22 protein-coding genes are annotated in these 24,141 nt (G+C 40.7%); 10 read left to right on the plus strand and 12 right to left on the minus strand.

The genetic code is table 11. From position 1 onward, the window contains the following. Positions 1-133 precede the first annotated feature (133 nt). From F9802_RS11355 to F9802_RS11385, 7 genes are all read left to right on the plus strand, one after another. Positions 134-1,195, plus strand: coding sequence for a lactonase family protein (locus tag F9802_RS11355; protein WP_152152020.1), 1,062 nt, complete (start codon positions 134-136; stop codon positions 1,193-1,195). A 241-nt stretch (positions 1,196-1,436) separates the two neighbouring features. Beyond that, a complete protein-coding gene (gene pepF, locus F9802_RS11360; RefSeq protein WP_152152022.1) occupies positions 1,437-3,224 on the plus strand; it encodes an oligoendopeptidase F in 1,788 nt (595 codons plus the stop codon). A 251-nt stretch (positions 3,225-3,475) separates the two neighbouring features. Next, complete coding sequence (locus F9802_RS11365; protein ID WP_152152024.1) at positions 3,476-3,700, plus strand: hypothetical protein; 225 nt, start codon at positions 3,476-3,478, stop codon at positions 3,698-3,700. 112 nt (positions 3,701-3,812) lie between these two features. Beyond that, a complete protein-coding gene (locus F9802_RS11370) occupies positions 3,813-5,432 on the plus strand; it encodes a thiamine pyrophosphate-binding protein (RefSeq protein ID WP_152152026.1) in 1,620 nt (539 codons plus the stop codon). Between the two features lie 444 nt (positions 5,433-5,876). Beyond that, positions 5,877-6,590 (plus strand): potassium channel family protein, encoded by a 714-nt coding sequence (locus F9802_RS11375; RefSeq protein ID WP_191991896.1) that lies wholly within the window; start codon positions 5,877-5,879, stop codon positions 6,588-6,590. A gap of 420 nt (positions 6,591-7,010) precedes the next feature. Further along, a complete protein-coding gene (locus F9802_RS11380; RefSeq protein WP_225435327.1) occupies positions 7,011-8,726 on the plus strand; it encodes a choline/carnitine O-acyltransferase in 1,716 nt (571 codons plus the stop codon). Positions 8,727-9,030: 304 nt separating this feature from the next. Continuing rightward, positions 9,031-10,008 (plus strand): LAGLIDADG family homing endonuclease, encoded by a 978-nt coding sequence (locus tag F9802_RS11385; RefSeq protein WP_152152033.1) that lies wholly within the window; start codon positions 9,031-9,033, stop codon positions 10,006-10,008. A gap of 307 nt (positions 10,009-10,315) precedes the next feature. Here the strand turns inward: F9802_RS11385 and F9802_RS11390 are convergent, their stop codons facing one another. From F9802_RS11390 to F9802_RS11425, 8 genes are all read right to left on the minus strand, one after another. Beyond that, complete coding sequence (locus F9802_RS11390) at positions 10,316-11,221, minus strand: sulfite exporter TauE/SafE family protein (RefSeq protein WP_152152034.1); 906 nt, start codon at positions 11,219-11,221, stop codon at positions 10,316-10,318. 19 nt (positions 11,222-11,240) lie between these two features. Continuing rightward, a complete protein-coding gene (locus F9802_RS11395; RefSeq protein WP_152152036.1) occupies positions 11,241-11,864 on the minus strand; it encodes an NAD(P)-binding protein in 624 nt (207 codons plus the stop codon). Further along, entirely contained in the window at positions 11,845-12,606 is a 762-nt protein-coding gene (locus F9802_RS11400; protein WP_152152038.1) for a sirohydrochlorin chelatase, read from the minus strand. Before F9802_RS11400 ends, F9802_RS11395 begins: the two co-directional genes overlap by 20 nt. Further along, positions 12,603-13,382 carry a uroporphyrinogen-III C-methyltransferase gene (gene cobA, locus F9802_RS11405; RefSeq protein ID WP_152152040.1) on the minus strand — a complete coding sequence of 260 codons (780 nt, stop codon included), beginning with the start codon at positions 13,380-13,382 and terminating at the stop codon, positions 12,603-12,605. The genes F9802_RS11400 and cobA overlap by 4 nt, the downstream gene beginning before the upstream one ends. Positions 13,383-13,477: 95 nt before the next feature. After that, positions 13,478-14,071, minus strand: a complete 594-nt coding sequence (cysC, locus tag F9802_RS11410; RefSeq protein ID WP_152152042.1) for an adenylyl-sulfate kinase — start codon at positions 14,069-14,071, stop codon at positions 13,478-13,480. Between the two features lie 10 nt (positions 14,072-14,081). Continuing rightward, positions 14,082-15,230: a sulfate adenylyltransferase gene (gene sat / locus F9802_RS11415; RefSeq protein ID WP_152152043.1), complete on the minus strand. Its 1,149-nt coding sequence runs from the start codon at positions 15,228-15,230 to the stop codon at positions 14,082-14,084. A gap of 61 nt (positions 15,231-15,291) precedes the next feature. Further along, complete coding sequence (locus F9802_RS11420; RefSeq protein ID WP_152152045.1) at positions 15,292-15,999, minus strand: phosphoadenylyl-sulfate reductase; 708 nt, start codon at positions 15,997-15,999, stop codon at positions 15,292-15,294. 352 nt (positions 16,000-16,351) lie between these two features. Further along, positions 16,352-17,956, minus strand: a complete 1,605-nt coding sequence (locus tag F9802_RS11425) for a catalase (protein ID WP_152152047.1) — start codon at positions 17,954-17,956, stop codon at positions 16,352-16,354. 326 nt (positions 17,957-18,282) lie between these two features. On the opposite strand from F9802_RS11425, the gene F9802_RS19675 reads away from it, so the two are divergent. The 3 genes from F9802_RS19675 (at position 18,283) to F9802_RS11430 (ending at position 20,410) form a co-directional block, all read left to right on the plus strand. Then, positions 18,283-18,459 (plus strand): hypothetical protein, encoded by a 177-nt coding sequence (locus tag F9802_RS19675; protein WP_191991898.1) that lies wholly within the window; start codon positions 18,283-18,285, stop codon positions 18,457-18,459. Positions 18,460-18,474: 15 nt separating this feature from the next. Beyond that, a complete protein-coding gene (locus F9802_RS19680) occupies positions 18,475-18,636 on the plus strand; it encodes a hypothetical protein (RefSeq protein ID WP_191991900.1) in 162 nt (53 codons plus the stop codon). A 148-nt stretch (positions 18,637-18,784) separates the two neighbouring features. Next, complete coding sequence (locus tag F9802_RS11430) at positions 18,785-20,410, plus strand: ABC-F family ATP-binding cassette domain-containing protein (RefSeq protein ID WP_152152049.1); 1,626 nt, start codon at positions 18,785-18,787, stop codon at positions 20,408-20,410. A 53-nt stretch (positions 20,411-20,463) separates the two neighbouring features. Here F9802_RS11430 and tatC read toward each other — a convergent pair whose 3' ends face one another. From tatC to F9802_RS11450, 4 genes are read right to left on the minus strand one after another with little or no spacing between them, the layout of a single operon-like run. After that, the gene (tatC, locus tag F9802_RS11435) at positions 20,464-21,228 is read right to left on the minus strand and encodes a twin-arginine translocase subunit TatC (protein ID WP_152152051.1); all 765 of its coding nucleotides are present in this window, start codon (positions 21,226-21,228) and stop codon (positions 20,464-20,466) included. 16 nt (positions 21,229-21,244) lie between these two features. Further along, positions 21,245-21,454: a twin-arginine translocase TatA/TatE family subunit gene (gene tatA / locus F9802_RS11440; RefSeq protein WP_152152053.1), complete on the minus strand. Its 210-nt coding sequence runs from the start codon at positions 21,452-21,454 to the stop codon at positions 21,245-21,247. 15 nt (positions 21,455-21,469) lie between these two features. Continuing rightward, entirely contained in the window at positions 21,470-23,182 is a 1,713-nt protein-coding gene (locus tag F9802_RS11445) for a GMC family oxidoreductase (protein WP_152152055.1), read from the minus strand. 14 nt (positions 23,183-23,196) lie between these two features. Further along, positions 23,197-23,964 (minus strand): gluconate 2-dehydrogenase subunit 3 family protein, encoded by a 768-nt coding sequence (locus F9802_RS11450; RefSeq protein WP_152152058.1) that lies wholly within the window; start codon positions 23,962-23,964, stop codon positions 23,197-23,199. Between the last annotated feature and the right edge of the window lie 177 nt (positions 23,965-24,141).

The following is a 24,141-nucleotide window of genomic DNA, read 5'->3' on the forward strand; positions in this document are numbered from 1 at the left end:
GCAAGGCGGTTTCAAATCTTCGGGATCCACCCTACTTCCACAAACGGGACATGTGTGGATGCTTGTTTGTGGATTAGCAATACTTTCATGGTACAATGAAAGTTATAAAGTTATTGGAGAGGGGTAAATGACGATGACAAATAACAATAAGTTTATCGGGTATGTTGGAACGTATACAAAAGGCGACAGCAAAGGGATTTACACTTTTACACTGGATACAGAGACAGCGAAAATCACTGATGTGAAGGCAGCAGCAACATTGGATAACCCTACATATTTAACCATTAGCCAAGACAATCGATACTTGTATGCTGTTGTAAAAGAAGGTAGTAAAGGCGGGATAGCTGCTTATTCGATTAACAACCAGACGGGAGAACTTGAAGCACTAAACCGGCAATTACTTGAAGGGGCATCTCCTTGCCACGTGAGTGTTAACCGTGAAAATCTTACAGCAGTAACGGCTAATTACCATAAAGGAACTATTGAGTCGTATGCAGTAGATCAGGAGAAAGGAACGGTAAGTCCCGTATCATCCATTATGGAACATGAAGGTTCAGGTCCGAATAAGGAAAGGCAGGAAAAGCCACATGCACATTACGCTGGTTTTAGCCCTGATGAGAAATATGTGTTAGCTGTTGATTTAGGTATCGATCAATTGATTACATATCAAGTAAACAAAGGTATATTATCGGAAGCAAACAGACTGTTTGCTAATCCGGGAAGCGGCCCTCGGCACCTTGTTTTTCATCCAAATGGAAAATACGCTTATGTGATGACGGAACTTAGCTCGGAGGTCATCTCTTTAATATACAATCCGGAAGATGGCAGCTTTACAGAGTTACAGTATACTCCTACAATCCCAGCAGACTTTAGCGAGAACAATCAAGGCAGTGCCATTCACATTTCCTCTGATGGCCGCTTTGTGTACGCAGCAAATCGGGGACATGACAGCATTGCGGTTTTTAGTGTGAATCAAGATTCAGGTGAGCTTACGTTTGTTGAACTTACATCTACGGAAGGAAATTGGCCGCGTGATTTTATCTTGGACCCAACCGGAAAATTCCTGGTTGCTTCCAATCAGGAATCTGGCAATCTTGTATTATTCTCAAGGGACGAGTCTACAGGAAAGCTCACCCTTTTACAGTCTGATGTTTCCGTGCCTGATCCAGTATGTGTTAAGTTTTTGAATGTTTAATCGTATCATAGGCGTTTACCTTTCCTTAGTTAAATTACGGTGAGTAAATAATAGATCGGCTTAATGCCGGTCTATTTTCTTTTGTAAAAGGCAGAATGCAATTGAACAAGCTAGCCGCTCAAAAGTCCCGTTGCCTAACTGGAGAAACTTATTTGCAGTTAAAGGGTTTAAGGAATGGCAATCAGAATATATTTAGTATTCAGGTGTTTTTACAAATTTACTAAACAAAGGAGCTTTGCCAATGACGACATACACAAGTAGAAATGACGTGCCGATACATGAGAAGTGGAATTTAGCCGATATATATGCTGATCTTAGCAAGTGGGAGGAGGATTATCAGCGCATTGAAAAAATGACGGAAAGCTTGAAAAAATTTGATGGTGACATTCACGATGGTCATTCTTTATGTCAATATCTCAAACAAAGGGAAGAGTTATCTTTTTTATTCAACAAATTGTATGCATATGCCATGTTGAAAGTGGATGAAAATACGAGGGAAACAAATGCCCAATCGTTCTTAGATCGAGCGAAGCAGCTTAGCGTGAAAGTGAGCGCCTCTACTTCTTTTTTCATGCCTTACTTATTAGACCTGGATGAAGAAACATTAAAAGGATACATATCTGCAGAAGAAGGGTTGAAATACTTTGAAGAGGACTTAATTGAGTCGTTCCGATACAAACCGCATGTGTTAAGGAAGGAGCAAGAAGAAGTCCTATCCGAGTTAGGTGAGGCACTCTCAGTTCCAGGCCATACATTTGGCATGATGAATAATGCTGATATCAAGTTTGGAGAAGTTACCGGAGAAAACGGGGAACGAGTGGAACTCACAAGGGGAATGTATGCAAAATTAATTGAAGATGAGGACCGCGAAAAGCGCAAGGAAGCGTATAAGGCCTATTATCAACCGTATAAGCAATTAAAAAACTCCATTGCTTCAACCCTTTCAGCAGCCATTAAAAATAATGTCACAATGGCCAAGATTCGTCGTTATCCTTCAGCACTGGAAAAAGCTTTATTCGGTGACCAAGTACCGAAAGAAGTATATGAAAACCTCATCCTTACAACGAAAAACAATATTGCTCCACTCCATCTATACAACCGGATTCGTAAAGATAAGTTGAAGCTGGATGAGCTCAGGCAATATGATATGAGTGTTCCGCTAGTAAACGGGGTAAAACCTGTGATTACTTACGAAGAAGCGTTTGAAACGATGTGTAAGGCTTTATCACCTCTTGGGGAAAAATATATAAGCATCTTAACAGAATTTAAAGACGGTCGATATATTGATGTGCGGGAAACACCCGGCAAACGGTCAGGTGCGTACAATCTCGGAGTGTATGGCGTTCATCCATTTATTCTTTTAAATCACCAGGATGATTTAGACAGTTTATTCACGCTGGTTCATGAATGTGGCCACGGTGTTCATAGTAAACTAAGTTCGCAGCACCAGCCGCAAATTACAGCCCGTTACAGTATCTTTGTGGCGGAAGTGGCTTCTACAGTGAATGAGGTATTATTGATTAACTACTTGTTAAAAAATGAAAAGGATGCTGAAATGGGTAAACACCTGCTCAATCATTTTATCGATCAATTTAAGGGGACATTCTTTACGCAAGTAATGTTTGCTGAATTCGAGAAAAAGACACATGAAATGGCTGAAAAGGGGCTGCCATTAAATGTAGAAGTGTTTAATCAAACGTATGAGTCCCTGTTCAGGGAATACCACGGAGATGACATAGTGTTTGATGACGAAGTGAAATTTGGATGGTCAAGAATTCCTCACTTTTACCGGCCTTTTTATGTATACAAATATGCAACAGGATTTGCTTCAGCTATCCATTTGGCCACTAAGATTCTTGAAGGCGATCAGGGTACGCTGAATGCATATTTAAAATTCTTAAAGAGCGGCAGTTCAGATTATCCGCTCGAATTGCTGAAAAAGACTGGTGTAGACTTGGCGACACCGGTTCCTATAGGAAATACACTAAAACGGTTCGGAGAATTAGTGGAAGAATTTGCGAGACTTTAAAATATAAAGCAGGATTTATTAATATTCCATTATTCGTCACTTTGTATCGCCGTTTTTGATGTTAGCAGCATCGAAAGCGGCTTTTTTTATTATTCCCATCTTCACGAATTCAAATGCAGCAAAGTAATTGAAAACAACTTTCCAACAAATATCTTTCTTGATTCAGGGCATATTACCCTTAGAGAGTGATGAACTTGAGTCACCTTCAAAACGTAAAGTAAAACGAAGAAGCAATCATAGGAGGGTATGAAATGAGTAACCAACCTCAACATAACTCGGGTGAACATCAAGCGAAAATAAAAAAGATGGAACAAATGATTACTGATACACTTGATAATGTCGATAAGACAGAAGACGCCATGAAGCATGCCGAAAGTGCGGCACAAATAGAGGCGCTTAAAGAAGAAAATGCGAATCGACTAGAAAGTGTGGAAGATGCCCGCAGAGAGATCGAAGAAGAACGTTCATTTTTATAAAGCGACGGGCATCCCCGAGAAAGGGTTGCCCGTTTTTCTTTATATTTGGATATAAAATGTTTAGCCATTTAGTTTTAAGTGAAAAATGCCACTGTAAGGGGGGATTTTTTTTATGGAAAAAACAGAACGAACGGTCGCCGAATTAATCCTTGATCAATTACACATATTTGGCGTGAAGCGAATTTATGGTGTAGTCGGCGATGCGATTATTGGGTTGATCGATGCGCTGGCAAGCCAGGATAAAATCAAATTTATCGCCGTGAAGCATGAATCGACGGCTGCTTTTATGGCATCTGCGGAAGCAAAGCTGACCGGCGGTCTTGGTGTTTGCACCGCTACAATGGGCCCAGGGGTGACAAATCTGCTGAACGGACTTGGTGATGCCTACTCTGATAAAGCTCCCGTCCTTGCGATCACGGGCCAAGCGCCGCGTAACAAAATCGGGACAGACTTCCAGCAATATGTGGATCAACAGGAGTTAGTAAAGCCATTTGCCGCTTACTCTGCAAATCTGGCCAGTCAAGATGCCATCATTGAATTACTTCAAAAAGCAGCTCAAACATCACTCGGCCAGCGGACAGTTACCCATCTGTCCATTCCGAAAGATCTTTTTGAAAAACTGGCTGCTGTTAAACCGCGCCAGTTGCCAACTGTAATAGAGGGAGATTCCACCACATTCAAACAGGAAAGCTTAGAACAGGCAGCGGCTATCATGAAAACAGCCAAGCGGCCCATGATTCTTGCAGGCGCCGGTTCAGCCGCTGCCTCGAAGGCGATCGAGGAGCTTGCAGACTTGTGGGGAGCCGGTATTCTTACTAGCCTGGGAGGTAAAGGTGTGTTTAGCGACTCTTCTCCAAATCTCCTGCAAGGAATCGGAGAAGGAGGAAATCCTTACGCGTCTGAGGTTTTTAAAGAGGCGGATGTTGTGCTGCTTGCCGGCGTAACATGGTGGCCGGATGGATATGTACCAAAAGATGCGAGAATCATTCAAATTGACAACAACCCGGATAAAATTGGGAAAAGCATTCCAACAGAGCTTGGTGTCATAGGGGAAGCAGGTGAAGTCATCCCACCATTAAAAGAGAGTCTTAAAAGCTTCACCCCAAATACAGACTGGCTGACACGCCGCCATGAAATAAAAGAGAAGTGGGCGGAACAAAATGAGCGGGAAGGCAACACGCCAGGCTCTCCGATTTACCCTTCGAGAATTGTCCGTGCAATAGAACGAACGGTTGCCGCAGATGCTATTCTTACACTGGATACAGGCGATGTAACTGTATGGATGAACCGTAATTTTCGACAGAACAATCAAACGGTGTTATTTTCGGGGTATTGGCGCACAATGGGGTTTGGCCTTCCAGCGGCCATTGCCGCTAAGCTTGCGAGCCCTGAAAGACAGGTGGTTGCTGTGGTCGGAGACGGAGGGCTTGAAATGGTGCTTGCCGATCTTTTAACTGCGACCCGCTACAATCTCAACATTACGGTTGTCGTTTTCAATAATGAAGCACTGCAAATGGAAAGAGATAAAATCAAAGCAGCGGGGGAGAAGGAAATAGGTGTGGATCTGACCAACCCTGATTTTGTTAAAATCGCGGAAGCATGCGGATGGAGGGGATTCAGTGCAGACACAGATGCTGCCTTAGAATCGGCACTCGCAGAAGCACTCAATACAGCTTCACCTGCATTGGTAGATGTCCGCACTGCCCAGGCTTTTTTTCCGGAAACTGAATAAGGGAACGGTAAACTGAATGCTGATAGCAACAACGTATATAATTTAAACATAAAAGGTACTAGAGAGCAGAGAATTTTAATGGAAACAAAAACAATTTAAGAAAGTTTTATAAAAGACTCTAAAATAACAACGAAGAAGGTGTCCTAAAATTGGGCACCTTCTTCGTTGTTTTAGAAGGGGTGTTCTTTTTCTTTTTATAAAAATAATTATATCAACATAACAAATTAACGGTATAAACCCGTGTTTTTTTGCATATTGACTTTAAATAAATATATAAATAAAATAAAAATACGTAATATAGAGTGTTTTATTCAATAGGCGATTCATCCCCCACTTCATACTGGGCTGCGCCCTTCGCGTATTTGAAGATGGGGGGTATTCTCGCCTGAAAATCTGATAAAATAAAATAGCATGCAATTGATACACGTGTTGAGGAGGAGAACTTTGTCTAATAACAAGGTTGGTTTTATTTATGAATGTATTTTGGCTGGGTTAATTATTTTTTCTTTAGTGGCGGAGTTACCAGCCAGGGAAGATTTTATTTTAGGTTGGTTTGTGTGGGGGCTTTTTGCTATCGATTATATTATTAGGCTTTTTTTGAGCGAACGGAAATGGGAATTTATAAAAAAGCATCCTTTAGATCTCATCGCTCTTATTCCTTTGGATCAACTGTTTAGAACTGTTCGATTGATTCGCTTGTTTCGATTAGTTAGGTTAATCTCGGTAATCAAAAGACAAAATTCTATATTAGATATTTTGATTGAAAAGCATCGACTGGATAAAGTGTTTGTGACAGTTATTGGTCTATTGTTTTTAAGTGCCATTCCGATGAAATGGATTGAACCGAGCTTTGATTCGTATGGAGATGCTTTATGGTGGACTGTAGTGACGACGACAACTGTTGGATATGGAGATTTATATCCCGAAACAGGGGTCGGCCGTTTAATTGCCGCTGTTCTGATGTTTGTAGGAATTGGGTTGATCGGGGTTGTAACAGGAACGGTTGCCTCTTTCTTTTCAAATAAAAAAAGGGAACTGCCCGATCAATTGGAGTACGTTCGAGATAAAATCGATAATTATCCTTCAATCACAGAGGCAGAACTGTTGGTAATGATTGAACAGTTGAAAACCTTCAAGCGGGAACATCACAAGAATTAATACGATGAGTGCTGCCTGATTTGTTCAAGGTCAAATAGTTAACATAATAATTTTATGATAGTGAAAGGCTGCTCCGATATGATAGCATCGGGGCGACTTTTTTGTTTATAAATTATTAATGTATAGACAAGATGATATTCTTTATAATGGCCCCGCAAAACTAGATACGAAATGAGGAGGTAAACATAAACGGTATACGCCAGAATTTAAATCTCCAGTCGTGCTAGAGGTCTTAAAAGAAGAAAAAACAATAAATGAAATTGCATCTAAAAATATAAAAATCGTGTCTTGACAATAGGGTCCATCATATTCTTTTTATTGGGAAAACGGATGCTTATAATGTCAAGAAAATGAATTGAGAAGGGAATAATTAATATAAAAAGAACATTTGCTTATCAAAAAGAATTACCATCATTACCAATTCCACAATTAAATGACACGAAGTCCAAGCTTCTTGAATGGATTAAGCCTCTAGTAAGCAAAGAGCAATTTCAAGAAACGACGGATGTAATAAATCGTTTTTTTGAAGGAAATGGGGAAGCACAAAAGCTGCAAGAAAAGTTACACGAATGGAATAAAAGTATAGATGGAAGCTGGCTCAAGCCTTTTTGGGATGATTTATACTTAAAGTACAGAGGTTCCTTGCCAACTGGTATGCATTTCAATATTTTATTAGAGAATAAACTATATAAAAATCGCTATACAATGTCGGAATTGGCCGGGAAAGTAAGCTACTTAGTAACGGAATTATACCATTTAATTATTGATGAAGAAGTAGAGCCTGCAACAATGAACGGAATACCACTTGATATGGGTCAATACAAAAAATTCTTCCGATCTGTCCGTATTCCTAGATTAGAAAGAGACGAATTTAGCGTCGCTGAATTTGATAAAAAGAATAATCATATTGTCATCTTATATAAAAACAATGTTTATAAAGTGCCCGTAACGAATAACGAAGGGGCTATTTATCAGAGTAAAGAAATTGCAACTGCTATCGAAACAACTTTTCGGTCAGATAATAGTGAAGGTGTGAACGTTGGAATATTTACAACAGTCGAAAGAGACAAGGCTGCAAAAGTATACGACCAGCTCATCGTGTCAAAGGTAAATGCTGAAATCCTTCAAACCATCGCAGATTCACTTGTTGTCATATCAGTTGATGAAGAAAGCGAAAATTCCCAAGAAGCAATTAAAAATCTTATGTTAAATAGTACGAATAAATATTGCGATAAGACAATCCAAGTCATTATTACTAAAAATGGCGAATTAGGTTATAGCATCGAGCATTCAGCGGTTGATGGAACAACGATATTTACTGTTATTAGCCATGTAAATGAAGGACTCTGTAAAGAGGATTCTGAAACGGTTTATACGACCGAAAAAACGGCAGTCAAAAAAATGAAATGGGAAATTTCAAAAGAAATCCAGGAATCACTCACTCAGTTTCAAAAAGATCATATACGAACAAAAAATAATTATCATGTAAAATCGAGAATTTTTAAGGACTTTGGTTCAGATGAAATAAAGAAAATGAATATGAGCCCGGATGCATTTTTCCACATGGCATTACAAATCGCTCAGTATAGAACGTTTGGTTTGATGAGAAGTGTTTATGAACCTGTATCGGTCCGTTTCTTTTATGAGGGAAGAACAGAATGTGCAAGAGCTACAAGCATGGAAAAATTGAACTTAGTAAAAGCGCTGGAAGACGGTGAACAAGATAATGAAGTCTTGTATTCCCTCATGCAAAAGGCGAGTGCTGCCCATGCCCTTCGTATAAAAGAATGCCGCAAAGGGCTAGGTGTTGAAAGGCATATGTATGGCCTTGAGCAAATGTACTATTTACATGGGGCAGACCTAGGAATGAAAGAGATACCAGAAATTTTTAAAGACAAAGGTTACTTAACAATGCGTCATGATTTTATTTCAACAAGCGGGATGGCATATGACAATGTTAAATATCGGATTTTTGGACCTGTAGTTGAGGGAGGCTTCGGGTTAGCTTACATTTTATTAGACGATTCGATTTCCATCAACGTCTCAAGCAAGACTTCGGAAAAGGAAAATGCAAAGAAATTAACTGACCATTTAGTGGACGCTTTAAATGAATTAAGGCTTATTGCGAAGAATTAGAAGTTTTCAAAGGTTGTAAGCACAATTAACATGTACAATCAGAATAAAGGTGATATCCTTGTTGCGGCTATAGAATGCGGTAGAGAAAGCGCTGAATAGTCAACTAGTTTGAGTTATATGAAGCTATATAAAATGGAATATCCAGGCCATAGGACTAATTAACATAATATTTGAGTTAATAATAGACAGCCGTTTCGATGTGATAGCATCGGAGCGGCTTTTTTGCTCTTAACATTTGATTTTAAGAACATTTGTTCCTATAATTGAATTGAACGCATCAAATATAAGGGGATGTGACTAACTAATGGAGAAAAATGAAAAGAAAAAAAGGAAAAGTCTTTTAGAAAAAGAGGAAATGGTTCAACTATATTCGCAAGGCCTTAGCACCGCTGAAATTGGTAAGTTGGCTAACGTGTCAGCAAGATATGTTCGTATGGTTTTAAAGGAATATAATGCAGAAATGAGACCGCGTGGCAGTTGGAAAAGAAAATATGAAGTAAATGAAAACTATTTTAAAGTCTGGTCTGATGAAATGGCGTACATTCTAGGTTTCTTTATAGCCGACGGCTCCGTAACAGACAACGTGCCATCTATTGGTTTTTCACAAAAAGAAAAATATATTTTAGAAGATATCAAGAGAGAGATGAACTCCAATCATCCCATCATAAAAAACGAAAAAACTGATGTGTACACTTTGAACCTCAATAGTAAAATATTGAAAGAAGATATGATAAACATTCATGGAATCCATCCTAGAAAATCTTATGATGTTATTTTTCCGAATGTGCCAAATGAATATATGTATCATTTTATTCGTGGTTATTTTGATGGAGATGGTTATGTAAACCATGAGAGAAGGGTTGTTAGCTTTGTAGGCAGTTCTATTTCATTTATGAACTCTCTAGAACAGATATTAAAAAATAAGGGATTTCAACCACGAATTGTTGAGAAAAATAAACATTTTCGTTTAATTATTAGTGGTAGACGCTCAATCAGATTATTTGCTGATTTAATATACACAGATAAAAACTTATATATCAAAAGAAAGTTTGATATTTTTGAACAAGAAAATTTAAAGTTAAATGAATTAAGTGATCGCTCTTTAAAAATGACTAAAGCGGCTGTTATTGAAAGGAAAAACAAATTTCTTATTGAATATAAAATCCATGGCTGTGTGGATATGGCATGTAAAGCAATTGGTGTTCAAAAGAATACATTTCTCAAATGGACGAAAGACGATATGGAGTTCAATAAGAGATTAGATGAGGTATTCGAAAGTTAGTAAAACATTTCTCGGGGTTAACATAATATAAAATATAGGAAGTTGTAGTAATTTTATCTTTTTTGTCTCATTACATAAGTAAACTATTAATATTGAGATATTTTTAAAAAACGATTGAGATATTTTTAAAAAACGAATGTAATAAGTTCTTTTTGATTTGCTTTTATCTTTTTGCCATTTAGATTATATCCACGAATGGCACATTCGGAAAAGTAACATCATAAGATTTTCTAGGGCTGACAATGTTATTTATTACGTTTTACTCGACTTAATTTTTATTCAGCAACGAAAAACATCCCAATGGTCATCAGGATGTTTTTCGAGATTTTTGTACATTCAGCTGAACCGCTTTTGGTGTTAGTTTTCGTTCCTGTTGAGCCACATGGAAAACTATGTATACCCATGCCAAAACAATTGTCACGTATATAACGTTCTCCAGTGAACTGTTAATATTTGTATAGCTGAGTATAGCGCGGACATTTGTAAAAATCAGCATGCCGCTCACGATCACAGCGAGTATTTTCGTTGGCAGGCTTTTGACAATCCAGGCAGCAATGGGTGCAGCGATAATACCGCCAAGCATGATGGCACCTGCCCACAACCAGTTAATGTTGCCTAATCCAAGTGAAATCATAAACCCGGCTGTAGCGGAAGTTGCAATGGCAAATTCACTGGCACTGACCGTTCCAATGACTTTTCTTGCTTCCAGTCCTTTTTGAGACAGCAAGGCTGGCGTGGCAATCGGCCCCCACCCTCCCCCGCCGCTCGCATCGAAGAAGCCGGCTACAAAACCGAGAGGCAAATAAAATTTGTTGGTAAGTGCTTTGTGTTCCTGTTTGCGGGCATCTTTTAAAAATAAAAAGCGTGCGAGAATGTATAGTCCTAAGCAAAATAAAAAGATGGATACATACAATCTAACGTAATCGCCTGTTAAATGGCTTAAAAAAGTGGCTCCCGAAAATGCACCGATTGAACCGGGGATGATGAGGCGCTTTGCCATCTGTTTATCGACATTTCCAAACCGCATATGTGAGGCTCCTGATGCTGCTGTCGTCACGACTTCTGCCATATGGACAGAAGCAGACGCGATAGCTGGCGCAATGCCGGCTGAAAGCAAAAGTGTAGTCGATGTCAGGCCGTACCCCATTCCAAGAGCCCCGTCTACAAGCTGAGCAGCGAGCCCGACAAGTGCTAATATGACAAATCGTTCCATGCATCTCCCCTCCTTTTTATCAACTTTTTACATGAGCAAATGGCTGGATTTCATGTAAAAACCTTTCTCTTCTTTCCATGTTTTTATAGAAAACAGGATCAGCCGCTATTTTTAATAAGTGGCGGCGTATGGTACGGTCTGGCTCGATTCTTTTTACAATCTGTCTCACTTCATACAAAAAATCGATGTAATTTTCATAAGAGTCGTCGTATTGCTCCTCCAGTTGATCTCGTATTTGTTTTGCAAGAGTCGGACTGGCTCCTCCGGTCGACACGCTGAGGACGAGACGGCCCCTTTGTAATGTGGCAGGTATCGTGCTGTTTCCAAGTTCCGGCTGACCGGTATGAACAACAAGCTTTCCGACTGCTTTCGCTTTTCTTGCGACATCGTCATTTACTTCACTTGAATTAGTCACCGCGATTACTAGAAAAGCATCATCATAATCTGCTTCTTCCACATATTTTTGTCGGATCGTTATCAATCCTTCGCGCGCTAGCTTCTCAATCTCAGAGTGTACCGTCGGACTCACTACGTGTACACGCAGACCAAACCGCAATAAATTTTCTATTTTATGCAAGGCAATTTCCCCGCCTCCGACAACAACTACTTTTTCATCGGATAAATCAACCATGATTGGAAACATAGTGACACCCTCCTGTTGAATCTGCTTCTTTGATTCGATCATCAATAATTTGTCTGATAGCTGGATGGTAACCGAGACACCCCGTTAAAATAATCGATTCCGGTGATTGAAGAGACTGGATTTCTTTTTCCAATGTTTTAGAAAGGATTCCGGTAAATAATAAATAAGGAAGCACCCACAGTTGAGTCGGCTGCTTATGATGCAGCCGCTGCAACTCTTCTTTAAATATAGGAGCAGCAGCTGCTAAATAACTAATATTCACATCTGTTAACTTGGTTTTGGAGCGAAACAAGTCACGGATGGCAGCAAAATCAGCTATTGTTTGCGGATCACTGCTGCCACGGCCGACAATTAGCACAGAAGAACCCGGTAAAATAGGATGACCCGTTTCATTCATGCGTTCAACTAATATGTCAACCATCGCTTCATGAACACCAAGCGGCTTAGCGTAGTGAAATTTCACAGAAGGAAATTTAAATTTAGCTTTTTCCAACTCCAAGGGAATATCCTTTTTCGCATGACTCGCTGCAAGCAATAAAAATGGAAAAACAATAATTTCAGTTGCTCCTTGTTTCACACAGCGGGCGAGTCCTTGCTCAATGGTCGGATCAGCAAGTTCTAAAAAACATGACTCTTGAATGGGCACATCAATAAACGGTTTTGTTTGCTCGATAAAGGCTAGCGCTTCATCACGGCCTTTTTTTACACGACTTCCGTGACAAACATAAAGAACAGCTTTCATTGGCCTGCACCTACTGCGAGTGTTGTTTCTGTTTCCCATTCATTGAACCATTGAATTTTTTCGCGCAGCTGAACAACTTCTCCGATAACAATCATACTCGGATTCGTTATCCTCTCTTGTTTTGCCACTTCAGCAATATTTTCAAGTGTTCCTGTGACTGTTCTTTGTTCTTTCGTTGTGCCCCAATGAATCAAGGCAGCTGGGGTTTGCGGCGATTTGCCGTGGGTAATTAACTTTTCTTGGATATACGGCAGATTTTTTACCCCCATATAAATAGCTAATGTATCAATGCCGTTGGCTAATGCAGACCATTTTAATTCTTCATTTTCCCCTTCCCGCCGATGGCCGGTAACAATAGCGAAAGATGCGCTGTAGTCACGGTGAGTGACAGGAATGCCGGCGTAAGCGGGAGCGGCAATTCCGGAAGTGATGCCAGGGATAATTTCAAACGCGATTTCATGTTCGGCGAGAAACGCTGCTTCTTCGCCGCCGCGGCCAAAAACAAATGGGTCGCCGCCTTTTAGCCTCGTAACGTTCTTCCCTTTCTTCGCATGTTTAACGAGTAAATAATTAATCGTTTCTTGTTGCAGATGGTGATGGTCTGGCAGCTTTCCGCAAAAAATTAATTCCGCATCCGGCTTCGCATACTCCAGCAGCTCTTCGCTGATTAACCGGTCGTATAAAATGACATCCGCTTCTTTAATGGCTTTTAAGCCTTTCACCGTAATTAAGTCGGGGTCGCCGGGACCCGCTCCTACTAACCACACTTTTGCCATGTTGGCCACCTCCACGTTATTTCTTTAAAACAGCAGCGCGGAAAACAAATCCGCCGCTTTTTCCAATTCTTTTTTATAAGCCATGTTTCTTCCTTCTAAAGCCAGTTCTTTTCTTTAATAAAATCAATGAGCTGCTCCACACATTCTTCTACGGAGAAGCGGTTCGTTTCTAAAATCAGTTCTGGCGTATCCGGCTCTTCATAAGGAGAAGAAATACCGGTGAATTCTGGAATTTCCCCGCTGCGGGCTTTTTTGTAGAGCCCTTTTGGATCGCGGGTTTCACATTCATCAAGCGGGCAACTAACATATACTTCAATAAATTCATCCGCTTCGAGCAGTTCTCGAACGGTTTCCCGGTCTTCCTGGAAAGGCGAGATAAATGCCGTGAATACGAGCTGTCCGCTGTCGACAAACAATTTGGCTACTTCACCGATGCGGCGGATATTTTCTTTTCTGTCTTCATCAGAAAAACCAAGATCTTTATTCAGCCCGTGGCGGATGTTATCCCCATCCAGCACATAAGTCTTTGTGCCAAGTTTATGCAGTTGTTTAGCAACTGCATTGGCCACAGTCGATTTCCCTGATCCCGAAAGTCCTGTGAACCAAAAGACAGCACTGTGATGGCCGTTTTTTTGCCGTTGTTCCTGTTTCGTCAGCGATTGGTCATGCCAAACAATATTTGCACTCATCTTTTTCCTCCTATTGAATGGTTTCTTTTGCGCGCAGCCCGCGGATCAATACTTCGATTACTTCTTTGCGGCTGAACGTGGACGGCGGTACGTCTCCTGCCCGCAGCATTTCACGAACTTTTGTGCCCGAAAGAATGACATGATGCTCGCTGTCATGCGGGCATGTTTTGGCAGAAGCCATGCTTTCACATTTTTCGCAGTAAAAGCTGTGTTCAAAAAAGAGCAGCGTGATCCCGATTTCATCTTCAGTAAATTGGCCAAATATCTTCTGGGCATCATACGTGCCGTAATAACTGCCGACGCCGGCGTGATCGCGGCCAACGATAAAGTGGGTGCATCCGTAATTTTTGCGGACAATCGCGTGAAAAATAGCTTCTCGCGGGCCGGCATAACGCATAGCCGCCGGAAAGACAGCAAGCTTCACACGGTCTGCCGGATAATAATCCTTTAAAAGCACTTGATAGCTTTCCATTCGGACATCTGCCGGAATATCATCCGATTTCGTTTCACCGACGAGCGGATTTAACAGCAGGCCATCCACAATTTCCAACGCCGTTTTTTGGATATACTCATGAGCACGGTGCACCGGGTTTCTCGTTTGAAACCCTACGATGCGCTTCCAGCCTTTTTCCTTGAAAATACTTCTTGTTTCAATGGGATCAAAATAAAAATCAGAAAATTGATTTCGTTCAATGCGACGGATCAGTTTAACTGGCCCTCCAATATATACAGAACCACGGTCTAGTATTTTTTTAACACCCGGGTGAGCTGTATCCGTTGTTTTGTATACCTCTTGTGCTTCGTGCTGCTGGTCCGGACGGTAAATTTCTTCAATCGTGATAACGCCATAAGGAATACGGTTATGGACAAGTAGTGCAGTATCTCCTTCCGCAAGCGAGGCGGCTTTGTCTTCTGTCACTGGAAGCGTAATCGGCAGGCTCCAGACCGTTCCATTTGCGAGCCGGATGTTCGAAACGACTGAGTCATAATCCTTTTTCGTTAAAAAACCCGTCAGCGGACTGTAAGCCCCTGTTCCAATCAGCTCTAAATCACTGAGTGCAGTCTGGTCTAATTCAATTTCTGCGTGAATAGCCGTGGTATTGTATTCAGGATCAAATAATTGAACTAGTTTACCACCATGTGGTACATTTTTTGACATTGATAAAACCCCCTATATTTATTAAACGGATGAAAATACTATGATTTGAATGTAAAAAAAATTAATTTACGTGAAGCCCGCATTCTGTTTTGCCGGATCCTGACCATCTGCCAGCACGCATATCTTCCAATGAATAGGCCGGCTTTGTGCACGTTTCGCAGCCAATGCTCGGATAGCCCTGGTCGTGCAGGCGATTATAAACGAGGTCATGTTTCGTTACATAACGCCATACATCCTTCCATGTCCAGTGAATCAAAGGGCAAACCTTTATCTTTTTGAATTTATGGTCCTCGTTCAAAAAGTTTGTATGTCGCCTTGTTTCTGATTGCTCTCGGCGCAATCCCGAAATCCAGGCAGCAGACGGGTCAAGCGCTTTTGAAAGCGGGGCGATTTTTCTTAAATCACAGCATTGATTCGGATTCTTTTTCCATAAATCTTTTCCGAATTGTGCGGTCTGTTCTTCAATCGTTAAATCTGGCTGCTGAAGGCGGATCTGAAGAGCAGGGTATTTCTTTTTCACCTCATCGATCACTTCATACGTCTCTTTGAAATGATAACCAGTATCTAAAAAAACAATTTCCGCATCCGGCTTCACTTTGGAAATTAAATCAATTAAAACAATGCCTTCTATGCCAAAGCTGCACGCATATACAAGCTTCTTCCCATATTCTTTATAAGCCCACTCGAGTGTTTCCAGTCCTCCCTTCGTTTCACTCTCTTCTGAAAACGACGGCAAAGCTTTTTCATTCCACTGTTGATACGTAATCAATTTTAACACCTACTTTACAGATAGGATTTAATGAATATAAATAATCTTATCAGAAAATTCGTTAAAGTCAAACCTTATTTTTCGAAAATTTTTCCTTTTTTTACTTTAAATAGCCGTATGGGAAACTTTGAAATAATGAATTATACGGTAAAATTATATAAAGAAGGAAATATGACTGTAAAACAAATTTGTGAAAATTGAAAAGGACATAGTTAATCTATGTCCAGTAACGGCAACAGTTCGTTTTAATGCTTCTAAGTTAAAATTTTATAACTCCCTCAGAACCTCAAGCATCTTGTATATAAGTTACTATACACAGGATTTAGGAAGCGGGGTCAGCCTCTTATTGTCATTAATAAGGTTCAGCTTCGTGCCCTTTTTCCACAGCTGTTTCAGGTGCTTTATCTCCTTCTCTGTTGCCGAGCGGTTTTTGGCTTGATCCGTCTTTTGAAGCATTAGCCAAGCCTTCACGTAAGCGGCGGCCATATTCTTTGTCTGCTTCTTCAGCAAGTGCAATCATTTTATCTTGAATTCTTTGGTCACATTGAGAAAGATCTGATACAAGGTTTGAAATTAATTCCGTTTTTTCCCACTCTTCAAACATGCGATACGTTTCACCAGCTTGTTTTGTATTGCTTTGCCTGTCGATCGATTCACGTACTAATTTCCCTTCAATGTTTGGTGTGTATTCCTTTCCAACTTGTTCTGCTTCTTTTAATCCCCCCAATATAGATGGCTCGTAGTTAATATGAGGATTTTGGCCAGGAGCGCGGTCTACTTTATATTGCATTTGTCCGCCGCTTTGATTAGTCGCCACTCGTTTTTTCGGAGCGTTAATCGGCAATTGCAAATAATTCGCTCCAACGCGGTGCCGCTGTGTATCTGAATAAGAAAATGTCCGGCCTTGAAGCATTTTGTCATCCGAGAAATCAAGTCCGTCAACGAGCACGCCTGTACCGAATGCCGCTTGTTCCACTTCAGTAAAATAATCTTTAGGATTTTTGTTTAAGATCATTTTTCCGACCGGCAGCCATGGGAACTGATCTTCCGGCCACAATTTTGTATCATCAAGAGGGTCAAAATCCAATTCAGGATGCTCATCATCACTCATAATTTGAATAAGCAGCTCCCATTCAGGATAATCGCCGCGCTCAATCGCTTCATATAAATCCTGGGTCGCATGATTAAAGTTTTTCGCCTGTATTTCTTCCGCTTCCTTTTGTGTCAAATTTTTAATGCCTTGCTTCGGTTCCCAGTGATATTTTACAAGTACCGCTTCACCTTTACTATTTACCCATTTATATGTATTAACCCCAGAGCCCTGCATCATGCGGTAGTTTGCAGGAATGCCCCATGGTGAGTAAACAAACGTAACCATATGGAACGTTTCGGGAGAGCTGGCACAAAAGTCGAAAAATCTTTGTCCATCTTGAATATTTGTAATTGGATCTGGTTTAAAGGCATGAATCATATCCGGGAATTTCATCGCATCACGAATAAAGAAAATTTTCAAATTGTTTCCAACTAAGTCCCAGTTTCCATCTTCTGTATAAAACTTTACCGCAAATCCACGCGGATCTCGAAGGGTTTCCGGAGAATGCCCACCGTGAATAACAGATGAAAAACGGACGAAAACAGGAGTCTGTTTTCCTTTCTCCTGAAATAACTTTGCGCGCGTATATTTCGAGACTGGTTCGTCGCCAGCTGTTCCGTATGCTTCAAAATAACCGTGTGCGCCAGCGCCGCGTGCATGTACGACACGTTCAGGAATACGCTCTCTATCAAAGTGGCTGATTTTTTCAATGAAATCATAATTTTCTAAAGTAGCAGGGCCTCGATTTCCTACTGTTCTTATATTTTGGTTATTCGTAATAGGATGCCCCTGCCTGTTTGTCAAAGTATCTTTGTTATCAATATTTGTTTCTCCATTTTCATGGTTAGGTTGATCTTGTGTCACCCTTCGACCTCCTCAGCACATTATAGAATCTTGGAATTTTTTATGGAAAAGCCGCTCTATCTTTACCTTTTCCCATTTTTAATTAAGTATTCCAGTATTTATTTTTATTGTTACTGAGAATTTGTTCTGAAAACCAATTACACAAATTCTTCACGTGAAATCCTCTTAACATTGTAAATCCGTGTTTTCCTGAAGCTGTCCCTTCACGAGCTCAAAGTAAACAGAACCAGGTCGCTAAATTATTTTGGATACAGGTTATACTTAAAGCTGGGTGGGTATAATAAAGGAAAGTGCGTTCATTCATCATTTTTGAAAGGAGGAATTTGATGACATACAGACGAGTTTGTACAGAATGTAATGGGTTAGGAAGAGTTCCTCTAATCAGAGGGTTCCACATCAATAAAGTATGCAAACAGTGCCATGGAATTGGTAATCACCCTGTATTTCGTCTTCATGACCCTTTGCTTGGCAGTGAATTAGGTCAGGAATTTATTTACAGATAAAGAGAGGTTATCCGTGTGAAAGAACAGGATATCATTTTATACGAGGAGAAGGAATATCAAATTGTGCGGATCGATCATGCAGGATATTGCGACATTAAGCGGCTTTCTCCCCCGCATCAAGTGGAATTGACACATATTAAATATTTAAAGCAGTGCCCGATTATTTCTCAATCTTAAAGGAACCCGACAAATTGAAAAAGCGTCAGGTTCTTTTTTACGTTTAAAAACGAGAATCTCATTTCTGCTGTTCGGAATTGCTCTCCCTTTTCGCTCTTTAAAATGGTATAATCAGATACGATTATAGATAAATGGAGGACGAATAATATTGATTACTGTACAAGATGTCAGTTTACGCTTCGGCGATAAAAAATTATTTGAAGACATTAACATTAAATTTACTCCGGGGAATTGCTACGGGTTAATCGGTGCAAACGGAGCTGGGAAATCCACTTTCTTGAAAGTTTTATCAGGAGATCTGGAATCCCAGACTGGCCATGTTTCCATGACGCCTGGTGCGCGTATGGCTGTGTTAAAACAGAACCACTTTGAATATGAAGAAGAAGAAGTGTTAAAGACCGTAATTATGGGTCACACGCGTCTATATGAAGTAATGCAGGAAAAAGACGCGATTTATATGAAAGCTGATTTCACGGACGAAGACGGCATGAAAGCGGCTGAACTTGAAGGTGAATTCGCTGAATTAAACGGATGGGAAGCGGAATCGGAAGCCGCTATTCTTTTAAAAGGTCTTGGTGTATCTGAAGATCTTCATTCAAAGAAAATGGCAGAATTAACTGGTTCTGAAAAAGTAAAAGTGTTGTTGGCGCAGGCTCTGTTTGGCAAGCCGGATGTTCTATTGCTCGATGAGCCGACGAACCATCTTGATATTCAAGCGATTCAATGGCTGGAAGATTTTTTAATCAACTTTGAAAATACAGTCATTGTCGTATCGCATGACCGTCACTTTTTAAATAAAGTATGTACGCATATTGCCGATCTAGATTTTGGAAAAATTCAAATTTATGTCGGAAACTACGACTTCTGGTATGAGTCCAGCCAGCTTGCCTCCCGTATGGCGCAAGATGCCAACAAGAAAAAAGAAGAAAAAGTAAAAGAATTGCAGGCGTTTATTGCCCGCTTCAGCGCGAATGCCTCTAAATCAAAGCAGGCAACATCCCGGAAGAAAATGCTTGAAAAAATCACTCTGGATGACATTCAGCCATCTTCCCGCAAATACCCATACGTCCACTTTAAACCAGAGCGGGAAATCGGCAACGATTTACTTCGCGTAGAAGGGCTGAGCAAAACGATTGACGGCGTAAAAGTGCTGGATAATATCAGTTTTATTATGAATAAAGATGACAAGATTGCCCTTGTAGGTACGAATGAATTGGCCAAGACAACATTGTTTAAAATTCTTGCCGGTGAAATGGAACCGGACAGCGGTACGTATAAATGGGGCGTGACGACGAGCCAGTCGTACTTCCCAAAAGACAACAGCGAGTATTTCGAAGGATCAGATTTGACGCTAGTGGAGTGGCTGCGCCAATATTCGCCGGAAGATGAAAGTGAAAGCTTCTTGCGCGGCTTTTTAGGCCGCATGCTATTTTCTGGTGAAGAAGCATTGAAAAAAGCGAGCGTGTTATCAGGCGGCGAAAAAGTACGCTGCATGCTGTCTAAAATGATGCTTTCCGGATCCAATGTCCTTTTGTTAGATGAACCGACGAACCACTTGGACCTTGAGTCTATTACAGCTTTAAATAATGGATTGACGAACTTTAAAGGGTCGATGATCTTCGCTTCTCATGACCACCAGTTCATTCAAACGATTGCGAACCGGGTAATGGATATTACACCAACCGGTCTGGTCGATAAAGAAATGACATATGATGAATATTTGGAGAATGCTGACTTGCAAAAGCAAGTAAAAGACATGTATCAAGTGTCTTAATTCCATACAAAAAAGCCGGAAGATTAACTCCGGCTTTTTTGTATGCGATTTGCTTAGGCCATGCCTTCTTTTATTCTTTTGCTGCGCTCCATCCACTTCACCGTAAAGTTGGACAATACGATCCCCATTTCATAAAGCAGGATGAGCGGAATTAACACAATCAGCTGTGAAAGAAAGTCCGGCGGTGTGATCAGGGCAGAAACAACAGCAAGCACAAGAATGGCGTACTTTCTTGCTTTTTTTAATTTGACTGGTGTAACGAGTTGGATTGCAGTTAAAAACATCAACAATAGCGGTACTTCAAATAAAATCCCCATTGGTACAGTTGTCATAATTAAAAAATGAAAATATTCTTTCGCTGTAATCATCATGTCAAAGTTTATCGCTCCGAGCCCCATTAAAAAACGATAAATAGTAGGGAAAATTACATAAAATCCAAAGGTGATGCCTGCTGCAAAGCTGCCGAAAATCGCCGGTAAAAAAAGCAGTACCATTTTGCTTTCCCGGCCCGTCATCGCGGGCCGGGAAAACAACCAAAGCTGCCAGGCGATAAACGGTGCAGAAAAGCCTAACGCCAGCACTAATCCGATGCCGGCATAAAGCCTGATCACTTCCAGCGGTCCGAGCATGACCAATTCATGTTCATGGGACAAAAATGGAATGATTTTGTGCATGAATAAAAGCATGCCGACAAATAAGAAAAGGATACACGCGACAGAATATAAAATCGTTTTTCTTAAGTCTGTTATATGTTCCACTAACGTTTGTTCATCTTCTGGTGTCAAAGAAATGCCTTCCGCGGTTTCCGGTTCCCCCATTCTTTTCACCTCCTAGTTAGGTTTTTGGAAGTTGATCGTCTTTTTTTAATTTATCTTTTCCTTCCTCTTCTTCATCGCTCATCAGCTTATTGGCTCCACGCTTAAATTCGGATAACGTCTGGCCAAAAGCTGAACCGATTTCCGGCAGTTTCTTTGGTCCGAATATGATGAGCGTAATGACTAGAATAATGATTAATCCCGGTATACCAATATTAGCGATACCCAATATTACCCTCTCCTTTTATACAAGACTGCCGCCTTGTTTGCTGTATTTAGCCATACCTTCTGCCGCTCGGTATGCAAGAGCTCCCAATGTCCCGGTTGGGTTGTAACCGCCGTTATGAGGGAAAGCAGATGCGCCGATAACAAAAACATTCTCTGCATCCCACATTTGCATATAGTTGTTTACTGCTGACGTATTAGGATCTGCTCCCATAATAACCCCGCCCGTATTGTGGGTTGTTTGGTAAGGAACAATGTTGTATTTTTCAGCCGCTTTATTCGTTACGACTGTATCGGCTCCCATTTCTTTCATTATTTCGGCACTTTTATCAGCAATGAATTTGTATAAATTTTTATCTTGTTCCGTGAAGTCATAAGTTAACCTTAACAGCGGTTCTCCATAGGCATCTTTGTATGTCGGATCAAGGTCCAAATAATTTTGACGGTGCGGCATCGATGCTCCTTGGGCCCCAATATTCAACACGCGATTAAAATAGTGAATAGACTTATCTTTAAAATCTTTCCCCCATCTCGGTGTATCAGGAGGAACCGGATTATTTTGAATCGGTCTGATCCCTGTCTGAGTGATGGACAAACTGCCTCCATGAATGAAGTCAAGATCAGAGTGGTCAAAATTATCGCCGTTATAGTCATCTACCGTGGCTCCGAGTGCGCCTGCTCCCATAAACGTATTAAACCGTTCTTTCTCAAAAAAACCGGCAGCACCAGGAAGAATTTGATAGCAATAGTTTTTGCCGATGATGCCTGTTCCGCTTTTCGGGTCGTACGGTTTGCCAAGCTTGGATGTTAATAACAGTTTGTTATTGTTCATAACATAGCTCGTTACGGCAACCATATCAGCCGGCTGTTCAAATTCTTCTCCCGTTAAGACATCCACATAAAGAACGCCTGTGGCTTTTTTGCCGTCATGCAAAATGCGGGTGACGTTTGAATGGGTACGCAGTTCGAAATTCCCTGTTTTTTGCGCTGTTGGAATGACGGTCACATTCGGGCTTGTTTTTGCTCCGTATTCACAGCCGAAACGCTCACAAAATCCGCAGTATTGGCAAGCGTTGAGTTGCTCTCCGTCCGGATTTTTATACGATTTGCTCAAATTGGCAGAAGGCAAGTGATAAGGATGAAGTCCCATTTTTTTAGCTGCGTCTTTAAATCTTTTTGTGATAACCGTTTCTTTCATTGGCGGAGTAGGATAAGGGTTGGAGCGTTTACCGCCGAGCGGATTATCTTCCCCACTGATGCCAGCCATTTTTTCAAATGTATCGAAATAGGGCTCCAATTCGTCATATGTAATACCCCAATCCTGTATTAAATAATCGGCCCCTAATTTATTTTTTCCATATTTCTTTTCCGTCATCGTTTTTATTTCAAAATCATATGGGAGAAAACGGAAATTGTGTCCGTTCCAGTGAACTCCAGAACCGCCCAGCCCTTCCCCTAGTAAAAAGGAACCGAGCTGTCTCATCGGCAAAGCCCGTTCTTTCGCTTCGTTTCGAAATGTTACAGTTTCTCTTGACGTGTCCTGCATTAACTCATAGCGGATCGCATAACGATACTCATCGTGAACCATAAGAAAATCTTTCGTGGAGCGGTCTTTGCCGCGTTCGAGCCCGACGACTTTTAAGCCTTTCTTAGCTAGTTCCGCCGCAATAATTCCTCCTGTCCAGCCAACACCAATGGTAACCACATCTACTTTGGGTAGTTTTTTTGCCATGGATAATCCCCCTATTATTTAAAAAATGCATGTAAGCTTTGAGGTTGAATTTCTTTAAACTCTTTCGCTTCAATTTGTGAAAGATAAGACCCTTGGTGACCCGGGAAGTTTTTCATCTTCCATCCATCCATATTATTGTTTCCTCCGTATAACGGATCAGCGTAAGCGCCTTCGAGAACAGCGGAACGAAGCAGGTTAAAGAAAGTGGTAGAATCCACACCTCTCATTTTTACTTTTCCTGTATCAAACTGAGTAAGGATTTTATCTTGTTCTTCCCCTGTTAATTCATCAAATTTCTTCTGGTGATTTTTTTGGCTAATTTCTTTTAGCATCCGGATGCCTTCATCAAATATTTGATGGCGTTTTAAAGGAGACTGATAGCCTTGTGTAGGTGTACCTTCCGGAAATGGACCTTGCATATATTCTCTCGTATTATTTCCGTAATTGCCGGCAAGCTGATGATCAATAAAATATGGAACGCCGAGTCCAATAGCTCCCGGTCCATTGTCATCTTCCGGAAAAATCCGCTCAGCCGCTGCGCTCAGTACTTGAAAGTTTTCTTTGTCTGTGAAGTACATGAGTGCCCGATTGCTCGCCTGTCCATTTCCTGATTGATTGTGACCAGTTAGTTTATTGGGGCTCGTTCTTTCTTCTTCATCGAGATTCATACCGATCAATGTACCAAGCAGCCCTCCGCCAATCGCAGCTCCGCCTGCAATCAAACTGGAATTGCGAATAAACCGCCTTCTCGTCATGGTTGATTTTTGTTCTTCATCTGCCATTGTAATCCTCCTTTCGGACATAAAAAAATAAGATAAGCTAGTTAGCTTAATATTCCATTCTTACCACATTGTTTAATTAATAAACTAGATAATTAACGTAAAAAAGGGAAGAGTAAAGAAATGAATCAATAATTGGGGGTTTATTGGCAACTACAAGAGGTAAACGAGTAAAGACAA

This window comes from Bacillus aerolatus, assembly GCF_009183655.1.
GTDB classification, from domain to species: Bacteria; Bacillota; Bacilli; order Bacillales; family Domibacillaceae; genus Pseudobacillus; species Pseudobacillus aerolatus.

What these genes read in the sequence shown, in the direction of transcription:
- F9802_RS11355 (WP_152152020.1), top strand. Translation starts at nt 134, where the DNA reads ATGACAAATAACAATAAGTTTATCGGGTATGTTGGAACGTATACAAAA.
- pepF (WP_152152022.1), top strand. Translation starts at nt 1,437, where the DNA reads ATGACGACATACACAAGTAGAAATGACGTGCCGATACATGAGAAGTGG.
- F9802_RS11365 (WP_152152024.1), top strand. Translation starts at nt 3,476, where the DNA reads ATGAGTAACCAACCTCAACATAACTCGGGTGAACATCAAGCGAAAATA.
- F9802_RS11370 (WP_152152026.1), top strand. Translation starts at nt 3,813, where the DNA reads ATGGAAAAAACAGAACGAACGGTCGCCGAATTAATCCTTGATCAATTA.
- F9802_RS11385 (WP_152152033.1), top strand. Translation starts at nt 9,031, where the DNA reads ATGGAGAAAAATGAAAAGAAAAAAAGGAAAAGTCTTTTAGAAAAAGAG.
- F9802_RS11390 (WP_152152034.1), bottom strand. Translation starts at nt 11,221, where the DNA reads ATGGAACGATTTGTCATATTAGCACTTGTCGGGCTCGCTGCTCAGCTT.
- F9802_RS11395 (WP_152152036.1), bottom strand. Translation starts at nt 11,864, where the DNA reads ATGTTTCCAATCATGGTTGATTTATCCGATGAAAAAGTAGTTGTTGTC.
- F9802_RS11400 (WP_152152038.1), bottom strand. Translation starts at nt 12,606, where the DNA reads ATGAAAGCTGTTCTTTATGTTTGTCACGGAAGTCGTGTAAAAAAAGGC.
- cobA (WP_152152040.1), bottom strand. Translation starts at nt 13,382, where the DNA reads ATGGCAAAAGTGTGGTTAGTAGGAGCGGGTCCCGGCGACCCCGACTTA.
- cysC (WP_152152042.1), bottom strand. Translation starts at nt 14,071, where the DNA reads ATGAGTGCAAATATTGTTTGGCATGACCAATCGCTGACGAAACAGGAA.
- sat (WP_152152043.1), bottom strand. Translation starts at nt 15,230, where the DNA reads ATGTCAAAAAATGTACCACATGGTGGTAAACTAGTTCAATTATTTGAT.
- F9802_RS19675 (WP_191991898.1), top strand. Translation starts at nt 18,283, where the DNA reads ATGACATACAGACGAGTTTGTACAGAATGTAATGGGTTAGGAAGAGTT.
- tatC (WP_152152051.1), bottom strand. Translation starts at nt 21,228, where the DNA reads ATGGGGGAACCGGAAACCGCGGAAGGCATTTCTTTGACACCAGAAGAT.
- F9802_RS11445 (WP_152152055.1), bottom strand. Translation starts at nt 23,182, where the DNA reads ATGGCAAAAAAACTACCCAAAGTAGATGTGGTTACCATTGGTGTTGGC.
- F9802_RS11450 (WP_152152058.1), bottom strand. Translation starts at nt 23,964, where the DNA reads ATGGCAGATGAAGAACAAAAATCAACCATGACGAGAAGGCGGTTTATT.